This is a genomic window from Ochrobactrum sp. PL_is501, from assembly GCF_055816895.1.
On sequence record NZ_JBVPGR010000037.1, the window covers coordinates 211,131 to 236,044 of the forward strand.

Consider the following 24,914-nt stretch of genomic DNA (forward strand, 5'->3'; position numbering starts at 1 on the left):
CAATCGACGTTTACTCATCGATCTATTCCATTTAGTAATGGATCATGACTTCAATATCGCGACGCCTGCTTCCTTCCACCAGTGCGCTTGCCGCCTTCGATGCGGTTGCGCGGCATGAGAGCTTTTCGGCAGCAGCCGAGGAACTGTCGCTGACGCAAGGCGCGGTGAGCCGACAGATTGCAGCGCTTGAAGAACAGCTGGGGACAGCGCTGTTCGACCGCACCAGCCGCCATGTGGTGCTGTCGGATGCCGGACGCGCCTATCTGAAGGCGGTGGGTCCGGCGCTGGCGTCGATCCGCGCCGCCTCGCTGCAAGTCATGTCGCAGATGCGCGGCACCACGCTCAATCTCGCTTTCCTTCCCACATTCGGGACGCGCTGGCTGATACCGCGCATTCCACGTTTCGTGGCGAAATACCCGGACATCATCCTCAATTTTGCGACCCGTATCGGCCAGTTCGATTTCGATCGCGAAGGATTGGATGCGGCGATCCATATCGGCCAGCCGGACTGGCCCAATGCCGATAGTGTGTTCCTGATGGATGAAACGGTGGCGCCTGTCTGCAGCCCCGCATTTCTTCAGCACAACCCGGTGCATGCGCCGAGCGATCTTCTGCCACTTCCGCTGTTCAACATGGCCTCGCGCCCCGGTGCGTGGGACCACTGGTTCAAGAGCCTCGACATGGCCGCGCCGGTGTCTCCGGGCATGCGCTTCGAGCAGTTTTCCAATGTCTCGCAGGCCTGCATTGCCGGTCTCGGCGTTGCGCTGATGCCGCTCTTCCTCATTCGCGCCGAGATAGAGAGCGGCCAGCTTGTGGTTGCCTGCCCGCACACGGTCAAAAGCCCGAGCAGCTATTATTTCGTGACGCCGAAGGCTCGTTCGAGCACTCCGGCCGTGTCGTCTTTCCGGGAGTGGCTTCTGGCAGAAAGCAATAGCGAGCGATCAGGCAATTGACCGGCTTGCGATCTCGTATGAATGCAGGCGCTTCTTGTGGTCATGGATCATGCCGGTCAGCATCAGCTCATCGGCGCCGGTGCTTTCCGCAAAGGCCTTGATGCCCTTCGCCACAGTCTCCGGCCCGCCGACCACACGGCATGACAGCATCTGGCGGACGAGCGCCTGTGCTGTTGGATCAAGGCGCTCCGCATAGCCCTCGACTGGCGCCGGAAGCTTGCCGGGGCGACCGCTGCGCAAATTGACGAAAGCTTGCAGCTGCGAGGTGAAAAGATGGTTCGCCTCTTCGTCGGTATCGGCAGCAATCACATTGAGGCCCAGCATCACATAGGGCTTCTGCATATATTCCGAGGGTTCGAACCGCTCGCGATAAAGCGCGATGGCGCGTTCCATCTCCGCAGGCGCAAAATGCGACGCGAATGCGTATGGCAGGCCAAGCATGGCGGCAAGCTGCGCACCGAACAGGCTGGAGCCGAGAATCCAGACCGGCACATTCAATCCTTCGCCCGGCACTGCGCGCACGCGCTGGCCCGGTTCAGCCGGTTTGAAATAGTTCAGCAACTCGACCACATCCTGCGGAAAGGCGTTTGCATCGCTGTCGAGATTGCGACGCAGCGCATGGGCGGTGATCTGGTCGGTGCCGGGTGCGCGCCCAAGCCCGAGATCGATACGGCCTGGAAACAGGGAGGCCAGCGTACCGAACTGTTCCGCAATCACCAAAGGTGAATGATTGGGCAGCATGACGCCGCCCGCGCCGACGCGGATTTTCGAGGTGCCGTTGGCGACGTAACCAATGACCACGGATGTCGCGGCGCTGGCGATGCCCGGCATATTGTGGTGCTCGGCGAGCCAGTAACGGTGGAAGCCGAGCCGTTCGGCATGTTGCGCAAGTTCCAGCGTGTTGCGCAGCGACTGCGCTGCATCGCTACCTTCGGGTACGGGCGAAAGATCAAGAACGGATAAGGGAATCATACCGGCTCATATGGGTTGGAACGCAGCGTTTGCAACGTCGGGGAAACAAAAAGGGCGACCTATTTCTAGGCCGCCCTTTGTCATTGGTTCAACGCAAGTTTCAGTGATGTGGCGCGGGGGCCGGTTCGCCGCCCTCTTCGGAGGACGCCACATACTCGCCTTCCACATCCTTCTTCGCAATGAAGGTGTAGAACATCGGCACCACGAACAGCGTGAAGATGGTGCCGATCACGATGCCGGTGAAGATCACCAGACCCATCGAGTAACGAGCTGCCGCACCCGCACCCGTGGCGATGATGAGCGGAACAACGCCGAGCGCCATGGCCGCCGTGGTCATCAGGATCGGACGCAGGCGGGTTTCAGCCGCGACGATGATCGCCTCCCGGCGGGAAAGACCATGCAGGCGGCGTTGCTGATTGGCGAATTCCACCATCAGAATGCCGTGCTTGGTAATCAGCCCGACAAGGGTGATGAGACCGACCTGCGTATAGATGTTGAGCGTGCCGAGACCGATATTCAGCGGCACGATTGCGCCGAAGATCGACAGCGGAACCGACATCATGATGATGAACGGATCGCGGAAGCTTTCAAACTGCGCAGCAAGCACCAGATAGATCACAATCACCGCGAGGCCGAAGGCGATCAGGATCGTGTTGCCCTGCTCCACTTCCAGACGCGATTGACCGGAATAATCCAGGAAGAAGCCTTCCGGCATCTTGGACTTGGCCAGATCAACCAGTGTTTGCAGGCCCTGCCCGGTGGTGACGCCCGGCAGAGGCAGCGCCGAAATCGTTGCCGAATTCAGCTGGTTGAACTGCTCGATAGCCGCAGGCGATGCGTTCTGGCCGACCTTGATAACCGAAGACAGCGGGATCATCGAGCCGGACACGCTGCGCACATAAAAGTCGCCCAGCTTTTCCGGATTCGAACGATAGCTATCCGGCACCTGCGTAATGATGTCATAGCTGTTCGAATCGCGGTCGAACTTCGCGACCGATGCACCACCGGTCAGGAGACCCAGTGTCGAACCGATATCGCTGATCTGCACGCCCAGCGTCGCCGCGCGGTCACGGTCGATGGTGATCGTGACCTGCGGTGCGTTGAAGGAGAGCGAGTTCTGCACGATGATATACTGACCGGAAGCCTGCGCTTCGTTCTTGATTTCCTCGGCGAGTTCGAAAACCTGATCTGCCGGGCCGGTCGATTGCAGAGCAATCGAAATCGGCAGACCGCCGCCCGTTCCCGGCAGGGATGGAGGCGCGAAGATGAAGGCTTCGACACCTGCGACCTTGGAGATGCGTGCGGTCAGGTCTTCCTGAATCTGCTTCTGCGAACGGGTACGTTCGTTCCAGTCGTTCAGCACCCAAAGCGCAATACCCGATGTCGTGCCGCCATCCATGCCGACGATCTGGAAGCGGGTCTTCAGTTCAGGAAGATCCTTGGTCAGTTCGTCGATCTGTTCGGCGTAGAGATTGGTATAGGCCGAGGTTGCATATTGCGGAGCCTGGAACATCGAGAACAGCGCGCCGGAATCTTCTTCCGGTGCCAGTTCGCTCGACGTATTCATGAACAGGAAGCCCGTCAGGCCCATCAGCGCCACCACGATCATCAAAGTGATGCCGCGATAGTTGAGCGAGTTGGAAACGCGGCGGTGATACCACTTCTCGAAACGCGAGAAGGTCCGGTCGATGAACATCTGGAACCGGGTCTGGTCGCCGTGCTTGAGCATGCGTGCGCACATCATCGGCGAGATGGTCAAGGCCGCCACACCGGAAATGATAACCGCGCCAGCCAGCGTGAAGGCGAATTCGCGGAACAGAGCGCCCGTCAGTCCGCCAGTGAAGCCCAGCGGTGCGAACACCGCCGCCAGCGTGATCGTCATGGCGATGATCGAGCCGGTGATTTCCTTCATGCCCTTGAACGCGGCATCCATGGGGCGCAGGCCCTCTTCGATATGCCGGTGGATGTTCTCCAGAACCACAATCGCGTCATCGACCACAAGACCGATGGCGAGGACCATGGCGAGCAGCGACAGGAGATTGATCGAGAATCCGAGCACATAAAGGAAGAAGCACACGCCGATCAGCGAAATCGGGATCGTAACGATCGGAATCAGCACCGAGCGGAACGAGCCGAGGAAGACGATGATGACCAGAATGACGATAGCCACGGCTTCGCCGATGGTCGTGAAGACTTCCTTGATCGAAGAGCTGATCTGCTCGGTCGCGTCGTAAACCAGAACCAGCGACATGCCTTCCGGCAGCGAGGACTGGATGGACGGCAGTTCCTTGCGGACGGCAGCGGCCATGTCGATGGGGTTTGCCGCCGGTGTCGGAAAGACGCCGAGAAATGTACCAGCCGAGCCGTTGAACGAAACGATGGTGTCCGTGCTTTTCGCCGCCAGTTCGACCCGCGCCACATCGCGCAGACGAACCACGTCGTCTCCCGAAGCCTTGATCGGCATGGCGCCAAAAGCTTCCGGGGTCTGCAAGGTTGATTTCAGCGTGATCGAAGACGCGACATATTCGTTCTTCGTCGTGCCCGGTGCCGACAGGAAGTTGGAGGCATTGATTGCGGCCAGAACTTCCGGTGCAGTGATCTGACGGGCCGCAAGCTGGATCGGATCCAGCCAGACGCGCATCGAATAGACCTGACCGCCCAGAATTTCGGCCTTTGCAACGCCCTGAATGGTGGACATACGTGGCTGGATGACGCGCTCCAGATACTCGGTGATCTGTTCGCTCGTCATGTTCGGGTTCTGCGCCGCCAGATACATGGTGGCGAAGTTCTGGCCCGTACCCTTCACGATGACCGGATCGTCGGATTCGTCCGGCAAGTCACCGCGAACCTGATTGACCTTGGCGATGACTTCCGTCAGCGCCGCATCAGGGTTTGCGCCAAGCTTCATCTGCACGGTCACTGTGCTCGACGACGGACGGCTTGAAGACGTCACGTAGTCGATGTTTTCAGTGGTTGCGACCGCTTCGGCGATCGGTGCGGTGATGAAGCCCTGAATAAGATCGGCGCTCGCACCGGCATAGGTGGTTGTAACCGTAATGACGGTTTCGTCGACCTTCGGATATTCGCGCACCGTCAGCTGCGCGATACCCTGAAGGCCCAACAGAATGATCATGAGGGCAACCACCGTGGCAAGCACGGGGCGCCGGATGAAAATATCGGAAAAGCTCATCGGGGTCGCCTATTGCTTGTCAGCCGGCTGTCCGGCCGGGATCGGATTGACGGTGTTGTCGATTTTCACCGGCACACCGGGCGAAAGCCGGTTCTGGCCTGCCGTGATGACGATATCGCCAGCCTTGAGGCCGCTCGTCACTTCAACAAGACCGGAATAGCGGCGTCCAAGCTTGATGAAGACCTGCTGCGCGACCTGTTTGGCCTCTTCGCCAGCCTTTGCGCCTTCCTGCTTCTGTTCCGGACGGACCGCATAGACATAGTCACCATAGAGGCTGGAAATGATCGTGGTCTGCGGCAGGGCAACGACGTTGTTCTCTTCCGGCAGTTCCACACGAACCTGCACAAACTGTCCCGGCGTCAGTTCATGATCGGGATTCTGCACTTCGGCGCGCACCGAAACGAGGCGGGTCGCGGGGTCGATCTTCGGGTCGATACCGACAATCTTGCCCGTAAAGTTGAGCGCTTCCGCGGTCGAGCCGATCTTCACCGTCTGTCCGAGCTTGATAGACGGCAGCGACTGTTCCGGAACGGTGAAGTCGATGCGCATTACATCGGTGTTTTGCAGCGTGGCGATGACCGTGCCGGGTGTCAAATATTGTCCCAGGTCAACCTTGGAAATGCCGATGACGCCGGAGAACGGAGCCTTGACCGACTTCTGCGCCAGCGTTGCGCGCATTTTTTCAACGCGTGCGCGTGCAGCATCAGAGGCCGAAGCTGTCGTATCGACATTCGACACAGCACCCACGCCACGGGTCCGCAACGTGTCTGCTCGCTTCAGGTTCTGCTGGGCAAGAACGGCTTCGGCTTCAGCGGCTGCGAGGTCCGCCTTCTGAATGCTGTCTTCCATCTGAAGCAGCAGATCACCTTCCTTGACTTCCTGATTGGCCTTGAAGTTGATCTTCTGCACGACGCCGTCGAGCTGTACGGTCAGGTCAACGCCATTGAGCGCGTTGGCCGTGCCGATGGCCTCGACACCCGGCTTCCAGACGCCCGGCTCCACCGTGACGGTAGAGACCGTCTGGGCGGGCTGCTGCATGTTCGCGAAAAAGTCTTTAATGGCCTGTGATCGGAACATATTAAAGCCAACGAGGCCTCCAACGACGATCACGAGGAATATTATTGCCAGAATAAGGCGCTTGATCATTGCGGATGCACTCCAGATGGCTCCCTGATCAATCAGGGTTGGGGGATGGACCGCGGCGCCCTCTTTCGCATTCACGCAAAGGTCGCGCGTATTTTACTTGAATGAAAGTGGCGAATAACTGTACCGTCCGGACGGTATTGTCAACACAGGAACTGTCAGGAGACACCGGTAAGTTGCTAACAAAAAAGAAAGCCTCGTCGCGCGAGCGTATTTTGCGCGCTGCTACCGAGCTTGCCCGTGAGATCGGACCCGCTCATCTCTCTCTCGATGCCGTAGCAGCCCGTGCGGGGCTTTCAAAAGGCGGATTGCTCTATTCTTTTCCGACAAAGGCCAAACTGCTTGAGGCAGTTGTCGAAGAATATATGAAAGAGCACGAACACGCCATGGAGGTTCAGGAAACACTCCAGAAAGGCGACAAAAATCGCGTGGCGCGGGCTTTTCTCGATGTTTACCGGGTTCAGGCCGATGACGAGCCGCCAGCTTGCGGTGTCCTTGCCGCACTTGCCGAGGACCCCGGCTTCATGGTGCCGGTCCGGCAATATCACAGGGCGTTTCTCGACCGGATGATCGAAGACACAACCGATCCCGACACGGCGCTGATTGTCTATCTCGCCGTCGCCGGCCTCGAATGCTCCAGATTGATGGAATGCGAAATCCTGAACGATGAGGAGCAGCGCTCCGTTCTCTGCCGTCTGGAGAACATGCTGACAGAAAATTGACAACAGAAACGGAAAAGGGCGCTTAGCGCCCTTCAGCGCGCGAATCAGAGCGCCGGAATATCGCCCCTCGCCCATCCTTCCGAGGTTTTGGCGGCGAAATCGGTGAAGCGGCCGTCAGCAATTGCCGCGCGGATACCCTTCATCAAATATTGATAGTAGGCAAGGTTGTTCCAGGTAAGCAGCATGGCGCCGAGCGCTTCACCCGATTTCACCAGATGATGCAGATAGGCGCGGCTGTAGTCGCGCGATGCCGGGCAATCCGATTCCGGATCGAGCGGACGATGGTCGTCCGCATGGCGCGCATTGCGCAAGTTGACCTTGCCGAACCGCGTGAAAGCGAGACCGTGACGGCCTGCCCGCGTCGGCATAACGCAATCGAACATGTCGATGCCACGGGCGACCGACTTCAGGATATCGTCCGGCGTGCCGACGCCCATCAGATAGCGCGGCTTTTCCGATGGCAGGATCGGGCAGACCACTTCCAGCATGTCGAGCATGACCTGCTGGGGTTCGCCCACCGCAAGCCCGCCGACCGAATAGCCCTTGAGGTCCATGGCCTTCAGCGCTTCCGCCGATTTTTCGCGCAGGCGTGCCACGTCGCCGCCCTGGACGATGCCGAACATCGCCTTGCCCGGCTGATTTCCGAAAGCGACCTTGCAGCGCTCGGCCCAGCGCAGCGACAATTCCATCGCCCGCTCGGTATTCTTTTCCGGCGAAGGCAGTGCCACGCATTCGTCGAGCTGCATCTGAATATCGCTATCGAGCAATCCCTGAATCTCGATGGATCGCTCCGGCGTCATTTCATAAGGCTTGCCATCGATATGCGAGCGGAAGGTGACACCGTTTTCGTCGAGCTTGCGCAATTGCGCGAGCGACATGACCTGAAAACCACCGGAATCGGTGAGGATCGGGCCTTTCCAGCCGCCGAACTCATGCAGGCCGCCAAGACGCGCCACGCGTTCGGCACCAGGCCGCAGCATCAGATGATAGGTATTGCCGAGGATAATATCCGCGCCAAGCTCTTTCACCTGGTCCATATACATGGCCTTGACCGTGCCAGCAGTGCCAACCGGCATGAAGGCAGGCGTGCGCACCACGCCGCGCGGCATGGAAATTTCGCCCTGACGAGCAGCGCCGTCCGTCGCCAGCACCTTGAATTCGAAGTTTTCCGTTGTCATGCCATGTCTCTAGCGTTGTCGGCACGTTCAAGCAAGCTGCCGTCGCCGTAGGAATAAAAGCGATAGCCGCTGGCGATCGCATGCCGATAAGCCGCGTGCATCGTATCGAAACCGGCGAAGGCCGATACCAGCATGAACAGCGTGGAGCGCGGCAGGTGGAAATTGGTCATCAGAAGATCGACTGCACGGAAGCGATAGCCGGGAGTTATAAAAATATCGGTCGCGCCGGACCACGGACGGATAATACCGTCCTCATCAGCCGCACTTTCGATCAGGCGCAGGGATGTCGTGCCGACGCAGACTACCCTGCCGCCCCGCTTGTGCACGGCATTGAGCGCATCGGCAGTGCGTTGCGACACATATCCGATTTCCGAATGCATCTTGTGGTCTGCCGTGTCGTCGGCCTTGACGGGCAGGAAAGTCCCCGCCCCCACATGCAGCGTTACGAAATGTTCTTCAACGCCCTTGGCCTTGATCTTTTCCAGAAGCTCTGGCGTGAAATGCAAACCGGCGGTTGGGGCCGCGACCGCGCCTTCTTCGCGCGCATAGACTGTCTGATAGTCCTTGCGGTCGCGCTCATCTTCGGCGCGCTTGGATGCGATGTAAGGCGGTAGCGGAATGTGCCCGGCCGAGGCAATCGCCTCATCCAGCATGGCGCCGGAAAGATCGAACACCAGAAGCGCCTCTCCCGCATCGCCCTTTTCCGCCACGGTGGCATCGAGCGTGCCGAGGAAGCAGCTTGATCCCGAATGGCCGAAACGGATGCGGTCGCCCTCTTTCACGCGCTTGGCCGGGCGCAGGAATGCCTTCCAACGGTCAGGGCCGGTGCGCATATGCAGCGTGGCGCTGACTTGCGAAATATTGCCCTCACGCTCGCGCATGCCTTCCAGCTGCGCGGGAATGACCTTTGTGTCGTTGAACACGAGCGCATCGCCCGGTTGCAGCAGATCAGGCAATTCGAATACCTGTCGATCCTCGAATGGCTGACCGGGACGGACACGCAACAGCTTGGCGTGGTCACGCGGCTCGACCGGGCGCAGAGCGATGCTCTCTTCCGGCAAATCGAAATCAAAAAGATCAACACGCATGGAGAACCTCAAGAGCATTTCCAGCAAAAGTGCGAAGCGCCTACGCGGGGAAATCAGTTCACTGGACTGATTTCTGATCCCGCTTCGATGCGTTCGGAAATGCGGTAAACGAATCACGGCCCCGGCATGAACCGGAGCCGTAATTTCTCATTGAAACAAGCAGGATCAGATGTCAGCAGCGATACGCGCCGTCACGATCTGGTCCGGATCGGAGACCGGTTCGCCGCGCTTGATCTTGTCGACATTGTCCATGCCTTCGATGACCTGGCCCCAAACGCTGTACTGGCGGTCGAGCCATGGAGCATCGGCAAAGCAGATGAAGAACTGCGAATTGGCCGAATTCGGGTTGGCGGAACGCGCCATCGAAGCCGTGCCGCGCTTGTGCGGCGTGTTGGAGAACTCGGCCTTCAGGTCCGGCTTGTCCGAACCGCCCATGCCAGCGCGCGAGCCGTTGAAATGAGCGCCGCCCGTCTTGCCGAACTTCACGTCGCCGGTCTGTGCCATGAAGCCGTCGATCACGCGGTGGAACACCACGCCATCATATGCGCCTTCGCGAGCCAGTTCCTTGATGCGCGCCACATGATCCGGCGCCAGGTCCGGATAGAGCTCCAGAACAACATTGCCCTTGGTGGTTTCGAGAACGAGCGTGTTTTCAGGGTCTTTGTAAGCCATTGGGCCTCTCCTTGTATTTTACTTCTTGTCGGCCTGAAGCGTGGCCTTGATGATCTTGTCCGGGTTTGTCACGGCGCCATTATCGGCTTCGCTGCCCTTCTTTATCTTGTCGACGACATCCATGCCGCTGACAACCTTGCCGACCACTGTATATTGGCCGTTGAGGAAGGAGCCGTCCGCAAACATGATGAAGAATTGCGAGTTGGCCGAATTCGGGTTCTGGCTGCGGGCCATGCCGACCGTGCCGCGCACGAAGGGTTCCTTCGAGAATTCTGCCGGAATATCCGGATAGTCCGAGCCGCCGGTGCCGACGCGTGAAGCATCGAAGTTTTTTTCCATGTTGCCGAATTTCACATCGCCGGTCTGGGCCATGAAGCCGGGAATGACGCGATGGAAAGCAACGCCGTTATAAGCGCCTTCACCGACCAGCTTTTCGATCTGGGCTACATGCTTCGGCGCGAGATCGGGCCGGAGCTGGATGGCAACGTCGCCGTCTTTCAGCTTGAGAACCACAGTGTTTTCAGCATTGGCGGCGGAGGCCATCTGGACAGCGCCCTGCGACAGCGCGAAAAAAGCAGCAGCGGCAAGCGCTGAACGAATGAAAGACATGATCGAAAAACTCCCTGTGATCAGGATTTGAATTTGGCGTTCAAGGCGGCAGCAACAGCCGCAGGAACGAAAGGCTTTATATCGCCGCCCATGGAGGCAATCTGTCGAACCAATGTGGCGGTAATCGTGCGCACCGCCGGGTCCGCCGGGAGGAACACGGTCTGCAATTCCGGCGCCATTGTGCCGTTCATGCCTGCCATCTGCATTTCATAGTCGAGATCGGTGCCATCGCGCAAACCGCGCACCATCAATTGAGCGGCATGTTTGCGCGCCGCATCGATGACCAGCCCGTCGAAGGAAATGACAGAAACCCGGCCTGCATCCGCGCCCAGACCAGCCTTACAGCTTTCACCGATAAGCGCCACGCGCTCCTCGAAGGTGAAGAGAGGCTTTTTGCCGGGGTGAACGCCAATCGCGACAATAACCTTGTCGGCAAGGCGCAGGGCACCTTTCAGGACATCCATATGGCCGTTTGTCACCGGGTCGAACGAGCCCGCATAGATCGCAATCGTCATTTCTTCCAGCTAGCCTTTTCTGACAGGATTTTCAACAAGAACCACTGCGATAAGAAAACAGAAACCAAGAAACCAGATGAACGCGATATGAACAGTGATTTCACGACAAGTTCACAACCGATTTACCAAGATGGGTGCAAGCTCGGTGCAACCTTTTCGCTTCCTGAGCGTATGTATGTCGAAAGGATAACACGATGATGATCTTTCTTCTGGCATTATCCATGATGGTCGCGATGGCTGCATCGGCAATCATACTGCTTCTTGAAGAGAATGAGGCCAAGCGTCAGCGCGTGCGTCAGGTGGCATTCGACATCAATAGCCTGCGCAACATGCGTTCGCGCTGAGTATTCACAGTCGAGTTCACGCAACAGCGTTGGAGCTTGCTGGAAAAAAGTTTGTGTGATCGCCAATTCCTCCAGTCTTGGCATCTGAAAAAGGCCGATGGTTCCCACCATCGGCCTTTTTCATTGTTCAGAACAAAGAGCCCCAGCCCTTTGATTATTCTTCGGTGTCTCCGATTGGCGCTTCGCCTTCGGAAGCCGCTTCGCCACCATTGCCGTTTTCTTCTTCGCTATCCGTTTCAGATATGCGTTCGACCGAAACGACCTTTTCGCCGTCTGCGGTATTGAAGATCGTGACGCCCTTGGTGGAACGTCCGGCAATACGAATTCCATCCACCGGCACGCGAATAAGCTGTCCGCCATCGGAAACGAGCAGAATCTGGTCGCTCGCCTCGACCGGGAACAGGGCAACCAGCTTGCCAATTTCGTCGGTTTTCGACGTATCGGTGGCGCGGATGCCCTTGCCGCCACGGCCCGAAACGCGGAACTCATAGGACGAAGACCGCTTGCCATAACCATATTCGCTGACGGTCAGCACGGTCTGCTCGCGTGCTTTCAGCTCCTGATAGCGTTCGTCGTTGAGCTCGGTTTCGTTTCCGACTTCCTCGCCAACCACCACGATATCATCCGCGTCATCGGCGCCCTGCGCGCGACGTTCGGCAATCGAACGCTTGAGATAGGCCGAGCGCTCGGCCGCGTCGGCGTCGACGTGATGCAGGATCGCCATGGAGATGACCTTGTCGCCATCGGCCAGATTGATGCCGCGCACGCCGATCGAATTGCGGCCTGCGAAGACGCGCACATCGGTAACGGGGAAGCGAATGCACTGGCCACCGGCGCAGGTCAGAAGCACGTCGTCGAATTCCGTACAGGTATCGACCGAGAGGATCTCATCGCCCTCGTCTTCGAGCTTCATGGCGATCTTGCCGTTGCGGTTGACCTGAACGAAGTCCGACAGCTTGTTGCGGCGAACCGTACCGCGCGTCGTGGAGAACATGACGTCGAGGTTTGCCCAGCTATCCTCATCTTCCGGCAGCGGCATGATGGTGGTGATGCGCTCGCCCTGCTGCAATGGCAGCATGTTGATGAGCGCCTTGCCACGCGATTGCGGCGTGCCAACCGGCAGGCGCCAGACTTTCTCCTTGTAGACAATGCCACGCGAGGAGAAGAACAGAACCGGCGTATGCGTGTTGGCCACGAACAGGCGCGTGACGAAATCCTCGTCCTTCGTCGCCATGCCGGAGCGGCCCTTGCCGCCGCGGCGCTGCGCACGATAGGTCGTGAGCGGCACGCGCTTGATATAGCCTGCATGGCTGACGGTGACGACCATATCCTCACGGGCGATCAGGTCTTCGTCATCCATTTCGGCGCCGCCGAAACCGATTTCGGTGCGGCGTGGGGTCGCAAACTCGTCGCGAACCGCGATCATCTCTTCCTTGACGATATTCATCACGCGCAGGCGCGAACCGAGAATGTCGAGATAGTCGCGGATTTCCTCGCCGATCTTGTTCAGCTCGTCAGCCACCTCGTCGCGACCAAGCGCGGTCAAGCGCTGCAGACGCAGATCGAGAATGGCACGCGCCTGTTCCTCGGAGAGATTATAGGTGTTGTCATCGTTCAGCGTGTGGCGCGGATCGTCAATCAGACGGATCAGCGGAGCCACATCGACTGCGGGCCAGCGGCGTTCCATCAACTGCTCGCGGGCCGTTGTCGGATCGGGTGCCCGGCGAATGAGCGCGATCACCTCATCGATATTGGCGACGGCGATTGCAAGACCGACCAACACATGCGCGCGGTCGCGCGCCTTGTTGAGCAGGAACTTGGTGCGGCGCGTCACGACTTCCTCGCGGAAGACGACGAAGGCACGCAGCATGTCGAGCAGGTTGAGCTGTTCCGGCTTGCCGCCGTTCAGCGCCACCATGTTGCAGCCGAACGAGGTTTGCAGCGGCGTATAGCGGTAAAGCTGGTTCAGCACGACATCGGCAACGGCATCGCGCTTCAGTTCCACCACGACGCGATAGCCTTCGCGGTCGGATTCATCGCGCAGATCGGAAATGCCTTCGATGCGCTTGTCGCGCACCAGCTCGGCCATCTTCTCGATCATCGAAGCCTTGTTCACCTGATACGGAATCTCGGTGATGATAATGGCTTCGCGGTCGCCGCGCATTGGTTCGATTGTAGCGCGCCCGCGCATGACCACCGAACCGCGTCCGGTCGTGTAGGCGGAATTGATGCCAGAGCGTCCGAGGATGATGCCGCCCGTCGGGAAATCCGGCCCCGGAATGATTTCCATCAGTTCCGACAGTTCAATGGCCGGATTGTCGATCAGCGCAACGCAACCGTCGATGACTTCGCCGAGATTGTGCGGCGGAATGTTGGTCGCCATGCCGACCGCAATACCGCCCGAACCATTGACGAGCAGGTTCGGAAAGCGCGCAGGCATGACCACCGGTTCCTGCTCGCGACCGTCATAATTGTCCTGAAAGTCGACCGTATCCTTGTCGATATCCGACAGGATGGTTTCTGTCAGCTTTTCCAGACGGCATTCGGTGTAACGCATCGCCGCCGGGGGATCGCCATCGATGGAACCGAAATTGCCCTGCCCGTCGACCAGCGGATCGCGCATGGAAAAATCCTGCGCCATACGCACGAGGGCGTCATAGATGGAAGCATCGCCATGGGGGTGATACTTACCCATAACCTCACCGACCACACCCGCCGACTTGCGGTACGGGCGGTTATAGGCGAGGCTCATCTCGTTCATGGCGTGGAGAATGCGGCGATGCACGGGCTTCAGGCCGTCGCGCACATCGGGCAGCGCACGGCTCACGATAACGCTCATCGCGTAATCGAGATAGGAGCGCTGCATCTCCTCGATGATGGAAATCGGTTCGATACCGCTAGGGCCGCCGTTTGGGCCACCATTCATATCGTCGGAACCGGGTGGAGGCGTTTGATCTGACACTATTCAGATTTCTTTCTCAACAGAATCGATAAAGTCACTTTATAACGGAAACCAGCAAAAAACGCCAATTTCACGGCCTTTTAGGCGGGTCATTTCCGCTCGTTAATTCAATGACTTAAAAGATATTCACATAAAGATTGAGCAACGATGTTGCCCGACCTCGCGCTTTGCATCGACCATCTGCTCCTGATCGTCTACAATCCATGTATCCGATTGAGCATAACATGCCAACAAGAAGGGCGCGTGCAGTATGGGGTTCTACGATACGGTTTTCAGCGCGTTCGTCACCCTGCTTGTTACAATCGATCCGCCCGGACTGGCGCCGTTGTTCCTGGCGCTGACGCCGGGGATGGAGCGGCACCACCGCGGACAGGTGGCGCTTCGCGCCTCCATCATCGGTTTTATCGTGATGGCGCTCTTTGCCATTGCAGGCGCGCAGATACTTGGCATGTTCGGCATTACCATCGGCGCGTTCCGCGTGGCTGGCGGTCTTCTCCTGTTCTGGATCGCCTTCGAAATGATTTTCGAGAAACGGACAGAGCGCAAGGAAAAGAGCGCCGAGGTTGCCATCACCAAGGACCATATCCGCAATATTGCCGCCTTCCCGCTCGCCATTCCGCTGATTGCCGGTCCGGGCGCGATTTCGGCCATTGTGCTGACCTCAAACTCCTTCGAAGGCGTGGGGCCTAAAGCAGCCCTCCTCGGCGTCATCTTCGTCTGCCTGTTCATCACCTATCTTGTGCTGCTGCTGGCGGAGCGCGTCGACCGGTTCCTTGGCGAAACCGGCCGTTCCATCCTGACCCGCCTCCTTGGCGTCATTCTGGCAGCGCTGGCCGTTCAGTTCGTGGCCGATGGCATCAAGACGCTCATTACCGGCTAGGCGGATTTCTGCGCCTTCTTGCCGATCATGGCGTGACGTAGTTTCGACGAGAACCAGTCGATCACGGCAACGGCAACCAGGATCATGATGATCAGGAACGAGACGTCCTGAAGGTTCAGAACCTTGATCTGCTCGGCCAGATGCGCGCCAATGCCGCCTGCCCCGACGATGCCGATGATCGTCGCCGAACGGGTGTTCGACTCGAAGAAATAGAGCACCTGACTGCCAATCAGCGGCAGAACCTGCGGCAGCACACCGAAGCGATAACTGTGCAACTTGCCGCCGCCCGACGAGACAATGCCTTCGACGGGCTTTTTATCCGCGCCTTCAATGGCTTCTGAAAACAGCTTGCCGAACGCGCCGAAATCCGAGCAGGCGATGGCGAGAATACCGGCAAACGGCCCAAGCCCTACCACCGAGACCCAGATCAGGGCCCAGATCAGCGTGTCGACGCCGCGAATGGTATCGAGGAAGCGGCGGATGCCAAAATGCAGGAACACATTCGGGATAATGTTCTTCGCTGCCAGAAAGCCGAACGGGAAGGCAAGGATCGCCGCCAGCAATGTGCCGAGATAGGCAATCGCCAGCGTTTCCATCATCGACCACAGATAAAGGCTGAAACGCCCGCCGGAGGATGGAGGCATCATCATCAAGGCGAAATCGCCAAGCCGACCGAGGCCGTTCAGAATGCGCAGCAGCGAAAAATCCAGCCAGTAAAAGGCGAACCAGAGTGAAGCGATAAGCGCTACGGTTAAAATCGCCAGATTGCGCCATGTGCGGCCATTGCCGAACAGATCGGCATATTCGGCCCTCAATTCCTTTTCGTGCGCATGTGCCTCACGCGAGAGAGTTTGTGCAATGTCGGTCATAATTCTCTCTTTTGTTTGAGCATGATCTTTCTCAACCAATGCGACCAAGCAGTGCATGTCGCACACGCTGCGTAATGAGATCGATGACAACAATGGTCACGATGATCAGAAGCAGGATGGCGCTGACATCGCTGTAATAGAACTGGCGGATGGAGGTGAGCAGTTCCTGCCCGATGCCGCCTGCCCCCACAAAGCCCATGACGGAAGCGCCGCGCACGTTGATTTCAAAGCGCAGCAGGCCATAGGAGGCGAAATTGGCGGCCACTTGCGGCAGTACGGCAAAGCGGATGACCTGCAGGCCGGAACCGCCGGATGCGCGAATGCCTTCAACCGGACGCATGTCGATATTCTCGACCACTTCCGAGAACAGCTTGCCCAGCGCCCCTGTCGTGTGCAGCATCAGCGCCAGAACACCAGCCATCGGCCCAAGGCCGAAGGCGATGACGAAAAGCAGCGCGAAGACGATTTCCGGAACCGTGCGCAACAATTCCAGTCCGCGACGGACTATGAAGCGCACCGTGGAATTGGGGGCCATGTTGGATGAGGCTGCAAAGGCCGCAGCGAAAGCAACGACTGCGCCGATCAATGTCGCCAGATAGGCAATCAGCAGCGTTTCGAACAGCATCTTCAGCCAGCCGCCGAGGTTCCAGTACCAGGCAGCGAGATCGCCCCAGAAATTGGCAATGGTCAGATCCGGCAGAATGCGGCCGAGATAGCTTGTGAAGCGAAATAGATTTTCGACCAGTGTGCCGGGCCGAACATCGGCAACGACGGAGGCAGCAATGGCGACAAGGACAAGCGCAAGGAGAAGCGCGATACCGTAGAGCCGCCGTTTACCGACTTCCCTGCGATAATCGGCAAGCAGGCTCTTTGCACCACTGCCGTCGAGTGAGGATACCGTCATGCGAGATTCCCTAACAAAAGTGCCCGAAGCTTTTGCGGCTTCGGGCACTTCAATTGTTCTACGGATCAGGACTTGCGAGCCTTGTCGTTGAACTTGAGCATTTCGATGATCGGCTCGTAGTCCTTGGCTTCGGTGGCTACGAATTCCTGATCCTTGCCGTCGGAAAGAGCGTCAAAACCAGCCTTGTCCTTCTTCGGCATGTCGAGGAAGGCTTGCTTGATGTCGGCCTTCAGCTGGTCCGGCAGGGTGCTGAGAACGGCGAACGGGCCTTCAGGAAGGAAGTCCGATTTGAAGATGACGCGGAAATCGTCCTTCGTCATCGCCTTGCCGTTGGCATCCTTCAGAACGCCGCGGCTGACCATGCGGGTCAGGTTGGAATCGTCTTCCGAGTTCCAGGAGTTGGCAGCCGCATCGGCGGTGCCCTGTGCCAGAGCGAGAACTGCGTTTTCATGGCTGCCAGCGAAGAAGTTCTTACCGAAGAACGTATCGACGCTATAGCCCTCGCGATTGAGGAAGAAGCGCGGCGCATTGTTGCCCGAGGTCGAGTTCGGATCGACCAGAGCGATGGTCTTGCCCTTCAGGTCGTCCATTTTCTGGTAGGGGCTGTCGGCGCGAACGTAAACGACCGAATAATAGCCATTGACGCCGGTATCGTGACGCTGGTTGACGAGCGGCGTGGTTTCAACGCCGGTCATGACGGCGCGGGCATAGGACGCCGGGCCATAGAATGCGATCTGGATGTTACCGGCGCGCTGGCCTTCGATGACGGCTGCATAGTCGTTGGCAACGCGCAGCGTAACCTTGGTACCGAGTTCCTTGCCGAGATAGGCAGCCAGAGGCGCATAGCGGTCGGAAGTGGTCGAGGCGTTTTCCGCCGGGATCACGCCCAGAACGATTTCCGGATAGTCTTTGCTCCAGTCAGCAGCCTGAGCGGTGGAAGCCATCATTGGCATGGTCAGCGTTGCGGTAAGCGCAGCAGCCGCCAGAAAGTTTCTACGGTTAAGCATAGGTATCTCCTGTTAATCCTGAGTTTGGAGCGTGTTTTTTCCTGAGCTCTGTGCGCTCAGGCGGAAAGCTGACGCAGAACGGCTTCAGCCGACTGCGGAACTGGCATTGGCAATGGCTCATCCTGCTGCTCATCGGCATCGATGACGTCAGCGGCTTCCATGCCGTACAGGTCGCGGGCTGCCATTTCGGTCAGCATAGAAGGCGTGCCGCGGAATACGATCTTGCCAGCAGACATGCCGACCAGACGGTCGCAATAGCTGCGCGCAATATCGAGCGAGTGCAGATTGCAGAGAACCGTAATGCCATATTCGCGATTGATGCGGCGCAGCGCGTCCATGACACTGCGGGTGTTGCGCGGATCGAGCGATGCAATCGGCTCGTCGGCGAGAATGATGCGGGGCTGCTGAACAAGCGCGCGCGCAATCGCCACGCGCTGCTGCTGGCCACCCGAAAGCTCGTCGGCACGGTGCGCCGCAAGATGCGCTATGTCGAACTGCTGCAAGGCGGAAAGAGCGATCAGGCGTTCTTCATCGCTCCAGACGCGCAGGAGCGATTTCGGCGTCGAAACATAGTTCAGGCGTCCCATCAAAACATTCGTCAGAACATCGAGGCGGTCGACCAGATTGAAGTGCTGGAAAATCATCGCGCATTGCGCGCGCCAGTCGCGCAGCGCCGAACCTTTCAGCCCCGTAACGTCGCGACCATCCCAGTGAATGGTCCCTTCAGAAGGCTCGACAAGGCGATTGATCATGCGCAAAAGCGTTGACTTGCCCGCGCCCGAGCGCCCGATAATTCCCACAAACGTGCCGGGTTCGATTTCGAGGTCTACGCCCGAAACCGCCACCTTGTCATTATAGCGGCGCGTTATGTTTTTCAGTTGAAGCATGAATTCTTCTCCATTCATGCTCACTCTGAATGGCTTCCATGACACTGCAATGAAAGCACAATGACGTTTGTGTAAATTTACACGTCACTATAGGAAATCTAATCAAGCGATTGTTTTAACGCTGATTTCTTGCAGATGGCACAGGAAGGCTTTTGTGGATAGGCCGACTTCACCGGAATTGTCTATTGTGACAACGTCTCCCGCACCGTCATCGAAGCTGACTTCACGCGCCAGTCGCGCCACGATTTCCTCGCGGCTTTCGCGGCCGCGCGATGCGAGCCGCTCCGCCAGAACTTCCGGTCGGGCCGTTATCACGACCACCGAACGCGACGCATAGAGTCTGCGAATATCGCTGAGAACCCGGCGCGAAACATTGGCGATAACCACCGTTCCATCCGCGATTTCCCCCTCCAGCGATTTCGGCAATCCATAGCTCAAGCCATGCGCCTGCCAGTGCAGGGCGAATGCACCCTCACCCGCCGATTTCGCGAACGCCGCTTCGTCCAGACTGTCGTGATCTTCCGTTCCCGGCATTTGCGGGCGGGTGATGGTGCGACGCACGAAGTGAAAACGCGTGTCGCCCGCAAGAGCCACACGCGCCGCATCCATGATCGTATCCTTGCCGGCCCCGCTGGGGCCGACGACGGCGACGAAACAGCCTTTCGGCCTCTTGGATTGCATCTGCATCAAAGCACCCGTTCGCCTTCACGCCACACCGTGCGGACAACCGGAATCGCGCCTTTCGGACGTACACGGACCAGATCGGCGCGCTTGCCGATGGCGATCTCGCCGCGATCATCCATGGCCATCGCGTCGGCAGGATTCTTGGTCACAAGGCGGATGGCATCGGGAAGCGCAATCGGTCGTTCGCCGGAAGCCAGACCGAAAGCCGACTGAATGAGGCTGAAAGGAATGTAATCCGAGGAAAGAATGTCGAGGCTGCCATTGTCCACCAGATCGCGCGCGGCAATATTGCCGGAATGCGAGCCGCCGCGAACGATGTTCGGCGCGCCCATGAGGATCGAGAGGCCCGCGCCTTTCGACGCGTTGGCGGCTTCCATCGTGGTCGGGAATTCGGCAATCCGCACGCCATGGTCGAGCGATTCATCGACATGCGCACTGGTCGCATCGTCGTGGCTCGCCAGAACGATGCCGCGCGTTGTCGCCAGTTCGGCGATGGCGCGCCGGTGTCTGGCGGAATAGGCGTCCGAATCCGCCATGCGCTTTTCACAATGCACCCGGAACTCCTCATCCGTGAGCTTCATCTTGCGCATGTAATAGGTGCGATAGGTCTCAAGATCAACGAATTGCCGCTGTCCGGGGGCGTGATCCATGAGCGAAGCAAGTTTTACGCGATCATCGCCTGCGAAAAGCTCGAATGTTTCGAGACAATCGGCAGAGGAAACTTCGCAGCGCAGATGCAGGAAATGGTCGGCACGCAGGCGGTTTTCGCGCACGCCGCTTTCAATCGCATCCGCGAGCATCCGCATATCCTTGCCGACGAAATCGCGGTCATAGTCGGAGCCGACGCGCATCGCGTCGAATACGGTGGTGATGCCCGATGCCGCCACTTGCGCGTCATGCGCCTGCACGGCGGCATCGACATTCCAGCGCACTTTCGGGCGCGGCGCATAGTGGCTTTCAAGCTGGTCGGTGTGCAACTCGATCAATCCCGGAATGATATAATCGCCATCCATGTCGTCGCCGCCATTGGCGCTGCCCTGATCGATGGCTGCGATCTTGCCGTCACGGATCAGGATGGAGCCGGAAATAATCTCGTCAGCGAGCACGATCCGCGCGTTTTTCAGAACGATTTCATTAGCCATTGGACAGCTCTTTCATGACCGCATTTGTGATGGCGGCTGTTTCATATTTCGAGAGGAAGGCTTCGATATCGAGCGCGCGGAAATCATCGAGCGCCTGGCGCAGACGATCATGGCTCCAGTCCCACCAGGCCAGCCGGTCAAGGCGATTGCCGGTTGCAGCGTCGAAGCGTTCGCGGATGAGACGCGCAGGCACGCCGCCCACGATCGTATAGGGCGCTACGTCCTTGCTCACCACGGCTCCGGCACCGACAACCGCACCATTGCCGACCGTTACGCCCGGCAAAATGGTGGAACCATGGCCAAGCCAAGTGTCGTGGCCGATCTTCACGGCATTGCCGCGACGCCACTCGAAAAACTCGGTCTCATCCTTTTCTTCCGGCCAGTAATCCCCGGCACGATAGGTGAAATGATGCAGTGTCGGACGCCATGTCGGATGGTTGGTGGCGTTGATGCGCACGTGGCTGGCAATATTGGAAAACTTGCCAATCTCCGCGCACCAGATTTCGCAGTCGACGCCAAGATAGGAGTAATCGCCCAGCACGGTTTCCGAGACGCGGCTGCGCTCGCCGATCTCCGTATAGCGCCCGAGTGTGCAGCCGTTGACGATGGCCGTTTCGTGAACCAGTGGTTCTACCGAGAGTTTGGTCATGCCAGCCCCCTCGGAGAGAAAGCCGTCACGTCAATGATTCGGTCAGCAACTACCGAGCGCACGTCTTCATCGTGGAAGATGCCAAGCATGGCGACGCCTTGCTCCTTCTTGGTCTTGATGAGATCGACCACGACCGCGCGGTTCTTCGCATCAAGCGAGGCGGTCGGCTCGTCGAGCAGCAATACCGGATGATCCGTGATGAAACCGCGTGCGATATTCACGCGCTGCTGTTCGCCGCCGGAGAAGGTGGCTGGCGGCAAGGCCCACAGCCTTTCCGGCAGATTGAGCTGCGCCAGAAGTTCGCGGGCGCGGTTCAGCGCCGCTTCACGATCAACGCCACGCGCAACGAGCGGTTCGGCAACCACATCGATTGCCGCAACGCGCGGCAGCGTGCGCAAAAACTGGCTGACATAGCCGATCGTATCGCGACGCACGGCCAGCACCTCACGCGGATCGGCTATGGCAAGATCCACCGTGCGGTCTTCATGACGGATCAGGATCGAGCCGCCATTGACCGCATAATTACCGTAGACCATTTTCAGGATCGAGCTTTTGCCCGCACCCGAAGGTCCGCCAAGCACGGCGCATTCACCGGCGCGGAGTTCAAAATTGACGCCGCGCACGACCGGAAGTTCGATGCCGCCCTGCAAATGCATGACGAAGGTTTTCGTCACATCGGTGACGGCAAGCGGGGCTGATGTTTGCAACATAGGCATTTTTCACCTCACGCATGAAGTTCGGCTAATTTAGGAACAACATGCAATAAACATCTGTTTTAATTTACTAAACCTGCAGAATTGACGATACAAGCAACTGCGTATAAGGCGCCTGCGGGTCGTCGAGCACGCGGTCCGTCAAGCCCTGCTCGACAATATGGCCGTCTTTCATGACCATGATGCGATGGGACAGAAGACGCGCCACGGCGAGATCATGCGTCACGATAATCACCGACAGGCCGAGATCGCTGACAAGGCCGCGAAGGAGATCGAGAAGGCGCGCCTGCACCGACACATCAAGGCCGCCGGTCGGTTCATCCATGAAGACGAGGCGCGGAGCGGTCACCAGATTGCGGGCAATCTGCAAGCGCTGGCGCATGCCGCCTGAAAAGGCGCGTGGCTGATCGTCAATGCGATCAGAGGCGATTTCGACACGTCCGAGCCATTCCGTGGCCGTCGAGCGAATATTGCCGTAATGGCGTTCACCGACGGCCATCAGGCGTTCGCCGACATTGGCGCCAGCCGAAACCGTCATGCGCAACCCGTCAGCCGGATTCTGGTGCACAAAGCCCCAGTCCGTCCGCATCAGGAAGCGGCGTTCCGCCTCGCCAATCTTGTAAAGATCGCGAAATTCACCGTCACGCATCCGGTATTCAACGGTGCCGGAAGTGGGTTCCAGACGGGTGGCCAGACTGTTCAGCAGCGTCGTCTTGCCGGAACCGGATTCGCCCACGATGGCCAGCACCTCGCCCGGCCACAGATTGAAGGAAATATCCGCGCAGCCACGGCGATTGCCATAGAATTTCGACAGGCTGTTCACTCTCAGTAGAGGTTGCTCGCTCATTCTGCGGCCTCCTTGTTATTGGCGGACAGATGACCAAAATGCCCGTTGGCCTGCCGGTCTTCGCAAAAATCGGTGTCGGAGCAGACGAACATCGAGCCGCCGCGATCATCCAGCACGACTTCATCGAGATAGACGCCCTTCGCCCCGCAAAGCGCGCATGGTTCCTTGAACTTCTGCACTTCGAACGGATGATCCTCGAAATCGAGGCTCACGACATCCGTATAGGGCGGCACGGCGTAGATGCGCTTTTCGCGGCCCGCGCCGAACAACTGCAAGGCCGGAGACATATGCATTTTCGGATTGTCGAATTTCGGCGTCGGCGAAGGCGCCATCACATAGCGCCCCTCGATCATCACCGGATAATCATAGGTCTTGGCGATATGGCCGTGCCGCGCAATGTCCTCATAAAGCTTCACATGCATGAGGCCATATTCGGCAAGCGCATGCATCTTGCGGGTTTCGGTTTCACGCGGCTCCAGAAAACGCAGCGGCTCCGGGATCGGCACCTGATAGACGATCACCTGCCCTTCGGTCAGCGGATATTCCGGGATGCGGTGACGGGTCTGGATGATCGTCGCCTCGCCCGTATGGGTGGTGACGGCAACATTGGCGGTCTTCTGGAAGAAGGCGCGGATGGAGACGGCATTGGTCGTGTCGTCGGCACCCTGATCGATAACCTTCAGCACATCGTCCGGCCCGATGATCGAGGCTGTGACTTGCACGCCGCCGGTGCCCCAGCCATAGGGCATCGGCATTTCACGGCTGGCAAACGGCACCTGATAACCGGGGATCGCGATGGCCTTCAGAATGGCGCGGCGGATCATCCGCTTGGTCTGTTCGTCCAGATAGGCAAAATTGTAATTGGCCAGATCGCTCATTCTGCGGCCTCCTTTGCCAAACTTTCGGTATCGTTGTTCGCTTGCTCATATTCCGCGCGCATGCGGCGGATGAGTTCGAGTTCGGCTTGAAAATCAACGTAATGCGGCAGTTTCAGATGCTCGACAAAGCCGGTGGACTGCACATTATCGGAATGGGAAATGACGAATTCCTCATCCTGTGCGGGAGCGGTCACATCCGTATCGAATTCGCGCACGCGCAGCGCACGGTCGCAGAGCGACATGGACATGGCCTTGCGCTCGCTCTGGCCGAACACCAACCCATAACCGCGTGTAAACTGCGGCGGCTGTTTGGCAGAACCCTTGAACTGGTTGACCATCTGGCATTCGGTCAGCTGCACGCGACCGAGCGAGACGGCAAAGCCCAGTTCCGGCACGTCGAACTCGACCTCCACTTCGCCAATGCGGATTTCACCGACGAAAGGATGCGTGTTGCCATAGCCGCGCTGCGTGGAATAGCCGAGCGCCAGCAGAAAGCCTTCGTCGCCGCGCGCCAGCGCCTGCAAGCGCAGGTCGCGTTCCATCGGAAACGTCCACGGTTCGCGGGTCAGGTCGCCCGGCTCGTGCCCTTCCGGCAGCGAGCCGTCATCCTCGATCATGCCGTTGACGCCCAGAATATCGGTCACGCGTGGCGTTTCTTCCGGCTCCGCAGAGCGCGTTTCCGGTTCCGGCACAGCCACATCGCCAGCCAGATTGGGATCGAGAAGTCGATGCGTGTAGTCGAAGGTAGGCCCGAGCAACTGGCCGCCCGGCAGATCCTTATAGGTCGCCGAAATGCGCCGCTCGATCAGCATTTGCGCGGTTTCCATGGGACGCGAATAGCCGAAGCGCGGCAAGGTTGTGCGATAGGCCCGCACCAGAAAGATTGCCTCGATCAGATCGCCGCGCGACTGGCGAATGGCAAGGGCCGCCAATTCACGGTCATAGAGCGAGCCTTCGGCCATAACGCGATCAACGGCCAGCGCCAGCTGTTCGGCAATCTGGTCAAGACGAAGTGCTGGAACTGCACGGTCGCCGCGACGACGATCATCGAGAAGGCGGTGGGCATTGCGGATGGCCGTTTCGCCACCCTTTACGGCAACATACAT

At 58.6% G+C, this 24,914-nt stretch carries 24 protein-coding genes; 4 read left to right on the top strand and 20 right to left on the bottom strand.

Annotated elements, in window-relative coordinates:
• Positions 1-44 precede the first annotated feature (44 nt).
• Positions 45-953 (top strand): LysR family transcriptional regulator, encoded by a 909-nt coding sequence (locus AC0TOF_RS16920; protein ID WP_473769090.1) that lies wholly within the window; start codon positions 45-47, stop codon positions 951-953.
• Here AC0TOF_RS16920 and AC0TOF_RS16925 read toward each other — a convergent pair.
• From AC0TOF_RS16925 to AC0TOF_RS16935, 3 genes are all read right to left on the bottom strand, one after another.
• Complete coding sequence (locus AC0TOF_RS16925) at positions 942-1,925, bottom strand: LLM class flavin-dependent oxidoreductase (protein ID WP_473769091.1); 984 nt, start codon at positions 1,923-1,925, stop codon at positions 942-944. The two genes, AC0TOF_RS16920 and AC0TOF_RS16925, sit on opposite strands and share 12 nt — an antisense overlap.
• A gap of 100 nt (positions 1,926-2,025) precedes the next feature.
• Positions 2,026-5,115 (bottom strand): efflux RND transporter permease subunit, encoded by a 3,090-nt coding sequence (locus AC0TOF_RS16930; RefSeq protein ID WP_122003371.1) that lies wholly within the window; start codon positions 5,113-5,115, stop codon positions 2,026-2,028.
• 9 nt (positions 5,116-5,124) lie between these two features.
• On the bottom strand, positions 5,125-6,261 hold the full coding sequence (locus tag AC0TOF_RS16935; RefSeq protein WP_122003370.1) for an efflux RND transporter periplasmic adaptor subunit: 1,137 nt from the start codon (positions 6,259-6,261) through the stop codon (positions 5,125-5,127).
• Positions 6,262-6,362: 101 nt separating this feature from the next.
• Between AC0TOF_RS16935 and AC0TOF_RS16940 the strand changes: the two genes are divergently transcribed.
• Positions 6,363-6,980 (top strand): TetR/AcrR family transcriptional regulator, encoded by a 618-nt coding sequence (locus AC0TOF_RS16940; protein ID WP_473769092.1) that lies wholly within the window; start codon positions 6,363-6,365, stop codon positions 6,978-6,980.
• Between the two features lie 44 nt (positions 6,981-7,024).
• Here AC0TOF_RS16940 and tgt read toward each other — a convergent pair whose 3' ends face one another.
• From tgt to coaD, 5 genes are all read right to left on the bottom strand, one after another.
• Positions 7,025-8,158: a tRNA guanosine(34) transglycosylase Tgt gene (gene tgt / locus AC0TOF_RS16945; protein ID WP_473769093.1), complete on the bottom strand. Its 1,134-nt coding sequence runs from the start codon at positions 8,156-8,158 to the stop codon at positions 7,025-7,027.
• Positions 8,155-9,246 carry a tRNA preQ1(34) S-adenosylmethionine ribosyltransferase-isomerase QueA gene (gene queA, locus AC0TOF_RS16950; RefSeq protein ID WP_473769094.1) on the bottom strand — a complete coding sequence of 364 codons (1,092 nt, stop codon included), beginning with the start codon at positions 9,244-9,246 and terminating at the stop codon, positions 8,155-8,157. Before queA ends, tgt begins: the two co-directional genes overlap by 4 nt.
• Before the next feature lie 165 nt (positions 9,247-9,411).
• Positions 9,412-9,918: a peptidylprolyl isomerase gene (locus AC0TOF_RS16955; protein WP_006466795.1), complete on the bottom strand. Its 507-nt coding sequence runs from the start codon at positions 9,916-9,918 to the stop codon at positions 9,412-9,414.
• 18 nt (positions 9,919-9,936) lie between these two features.
• A complete protein-coding gene (locus AC0TOF_RS16960) occupies positions 9,937-10,527 on the bottom strand; it encodes a peptidylprolyl isomerase (RefSeq protein WP_473769095.1) in 591 nt (196 codons plus the stop codon).
• 20 nt (positions 10,528-10,547) lie between these two features.
• Entirely contained in the window at positions 10,548-11,042 is a 495-nt protein-coding gene (gene coaD, locus AC0TOF_RS16965) for a pantetheine-phosphate adenylyltransferase (protein WP_122003363.1), read from the bottom strand.
• A 194-nt stretch (positions 11,043-11,236) separates the two neighbouring features.
• Here coaD and AC0TOF_RS16970 point away from each other — a divergent pair, with 194 nt between their 5' ends.
• Positions 11,237-11,386, top strand: coding sequence for a hypothetical protein (locus AC0TOF_RS16970; RefSeq protein WP_162929761.1), 150 nt, complete (start codon positions 11,237-11,239; stop codon positions 11,384-11,386).
• A 154-nt stretch (positions 11,387-11,540) separates the two neighbouring features.
• Here AC0TOF_RS16970 and gyrA read toward each other — a convergent pair whose 3' ends face one another.
• Entirely contained in the window at positions 11,541-14,312 is a 2,772-nt protein-coding gene (gene gyrA, locus AC0TOF_RS16975) for a DNA gyrase subunit A (protein WP_473769142.1), read from the bottom strand.
• A gap of 286 nt (positions 14,313-14,598) precedes the next feature.
• Between gyrA and AC0TOF_RS16980 the strand changes: the two genes are divergently transcribed.
• Positions 14,599-15,228, top strand: coding sequence for a MarC family protein (locus AC0TOF_RS16980; RefSeq protein ID WP_122003360.1), 630 nt, complete (start codon positions 14,599-14,601; stop codon positions 15,226-15,228).
• Here the strand turns inward: AC0TOF_RS16980 and phnE (AC0TOF_RS16985) are convergent.
• The 11 genes from phnE (AC0TOF_RS16985) to AC0TOF_RS17035 all read right to left on the bottom strand — a co-directional run bounded on the left by phnE (AC0TOF_RS16985) (position 15,225) and on the right by AC0TOF_RS17035 (position 24,914).
• Positions 15,225-16,097 carry a phosphonate ABC transporter, permease protein PhnE gene (gene phnE, locus AC0TOF_RS16985; RefSeq protein ID WP_473769096.1) on the bottom strand — a complete coding sequence of 291 codons (873 nt, stop codon included), beginning with the start codon at positions 16,095-16,097 and terminating at the stop codon, positions 15,225-15,227. The two genes, AC0TOF_RS16980 and phnE (AC0TOF_RS16985), sit on opposite strands and share 4 nt — an antisense overlap.
• 31 nt (positions 16,098-16,128) lie before the next feature.
• Complete coding sequence (gene phnE, locus AC0TOF_RS16990; protein WP_122003358.1) at positions 16,129-17,001, bottom strand: phosphonate ABC transporter, permease protein PhnE; 873 nt, start codon at positions 16,999-17,001, stop codon at positions 16,129-16,131.
• A 65-nt stretch (positions 17,002-17,066) separates the two neighbouring features.
• Positions 17,067-18,008 carry a phosphonate ABC transporter substrate-binding protein gene (gene phnD / locus AC0TOF_RS16995; RefSeq protein ID WP_122003357.1) on the bottom strand — a complete coding sequence of 314 codons (942 nt, stop codon included), beginning with the start codon at positions 18,006-18,008 and terminating at the stop codon, positions 17,067-17,069.
• Positions 18,009-18,064: 56 nt separating this feature from the next.
• Entirely contained in the window at positions 18,065-18,895 is an 831-nt protein-coding gene (gene phnC, locus AC0TOF_RS17000) for a phosphonate ABC transporter ATP-binding protein (protein ID WP_122003356.1), read from the bottom strand.
• Positions 18,896-18,997: 102 nt separating this feature from the next.
• The gene (gene phnN, locus AC0TOF_RS17005; RefSeq protein ID WP_473769143.1) at positions 18,998-19,576 is read right to left on the bottom strand and encodes a phosphonate metabolism protein/1,5-bisphosphokinase (PRPP-forming) PhnN; all 579 of its coding nucleotides are present in this window, start codon (positions 19,574-19,576) and stop codon (positions 18,998-19,000) included.
• Between the two features lie 5 nt (positions 19,577-19,581).
• Positions 19,582-20,721, bottom strand: coding sequence for an alpha-D-ribose 1-methylphosphonate 5-triphosphate diphosphatase (locus AC0TOF_RS17010; protein ID WP_473769097.1), 1,140 nt, complete (start codon positions 20,719-20,721; stop codon positions 19,582-19,584).
• The gene (locus AC0TOF_RS17015) at positions 20,714-21,370 is read right to left on the bottom strand and encodes a DapH/DapD/GlmU-related protein (protein ID WP_473769098.1); all 657 of its coding nucleotides are present in this window, start codon (positions 21,368-21,370) and stop codon (positions 20,714-20,716) included. The genes AC0TOF_RS17010 and AC0TOF_RS17015 overlap by 8 nt, the downstream gene beginning before the upstream one ends.
• Complete coding sequence (gene phnL / locus AC0TOF_RS17020) at positions 21,367-22,086, bottom strand: phosphonate C-P lyase system protein PhnL (RefSeq protein ID WP_473769099.1); 720 nt, start codon at positions 22,084-22,086, stop codon at positions 21,367-21,369. The genes AC0TOF_RS17015 and phnL overlap by 4 nt, the downstream gene beginning before the upstream one ends.
• A 67-nt stretch (positions 22,087-22,153) precedes the next feature.
• Entirely contained in the window at positions 22,154-22,930 is a 777-nt protein-coding gene (gene phnK, locus AC0TOF_RS17025) for a phosphonate C-P lyase system protein PhnK (protein ID WP_113474744.1), read from the bottom strand.
• On the bottom strand, positions 22,927-23,808 hold the full coding sequence (locus AC0TOF_RS17030) for an alpha-D-ribose 1-methylphosphonate 5-phosphate C-P-lyase PhnJ (RefSeq protein WP_473769100.1): 882 nt from the start codon (positions 23,806-23,808) through the stop codon (positions 22,927-22,929). The genes phnK and AC0TOF_RS17030 overlap by 4 nt, the downstream gene beginning before the upstream one ends.
• Entirely contained in the window at positions 23,805-24,914 is a 1,110-nt protein-coding gene (locus AC0TOF_RS17035) for a carbon-phosphorus lyase complex subunit PhnI (RefSeq protein WP_122003351.1), read from the bottom strand. The genes AC0TOF_RS17030 and AC0TOF_RS17035 overlap by 4 nt, the downstream gene beginning before the upstream one ends.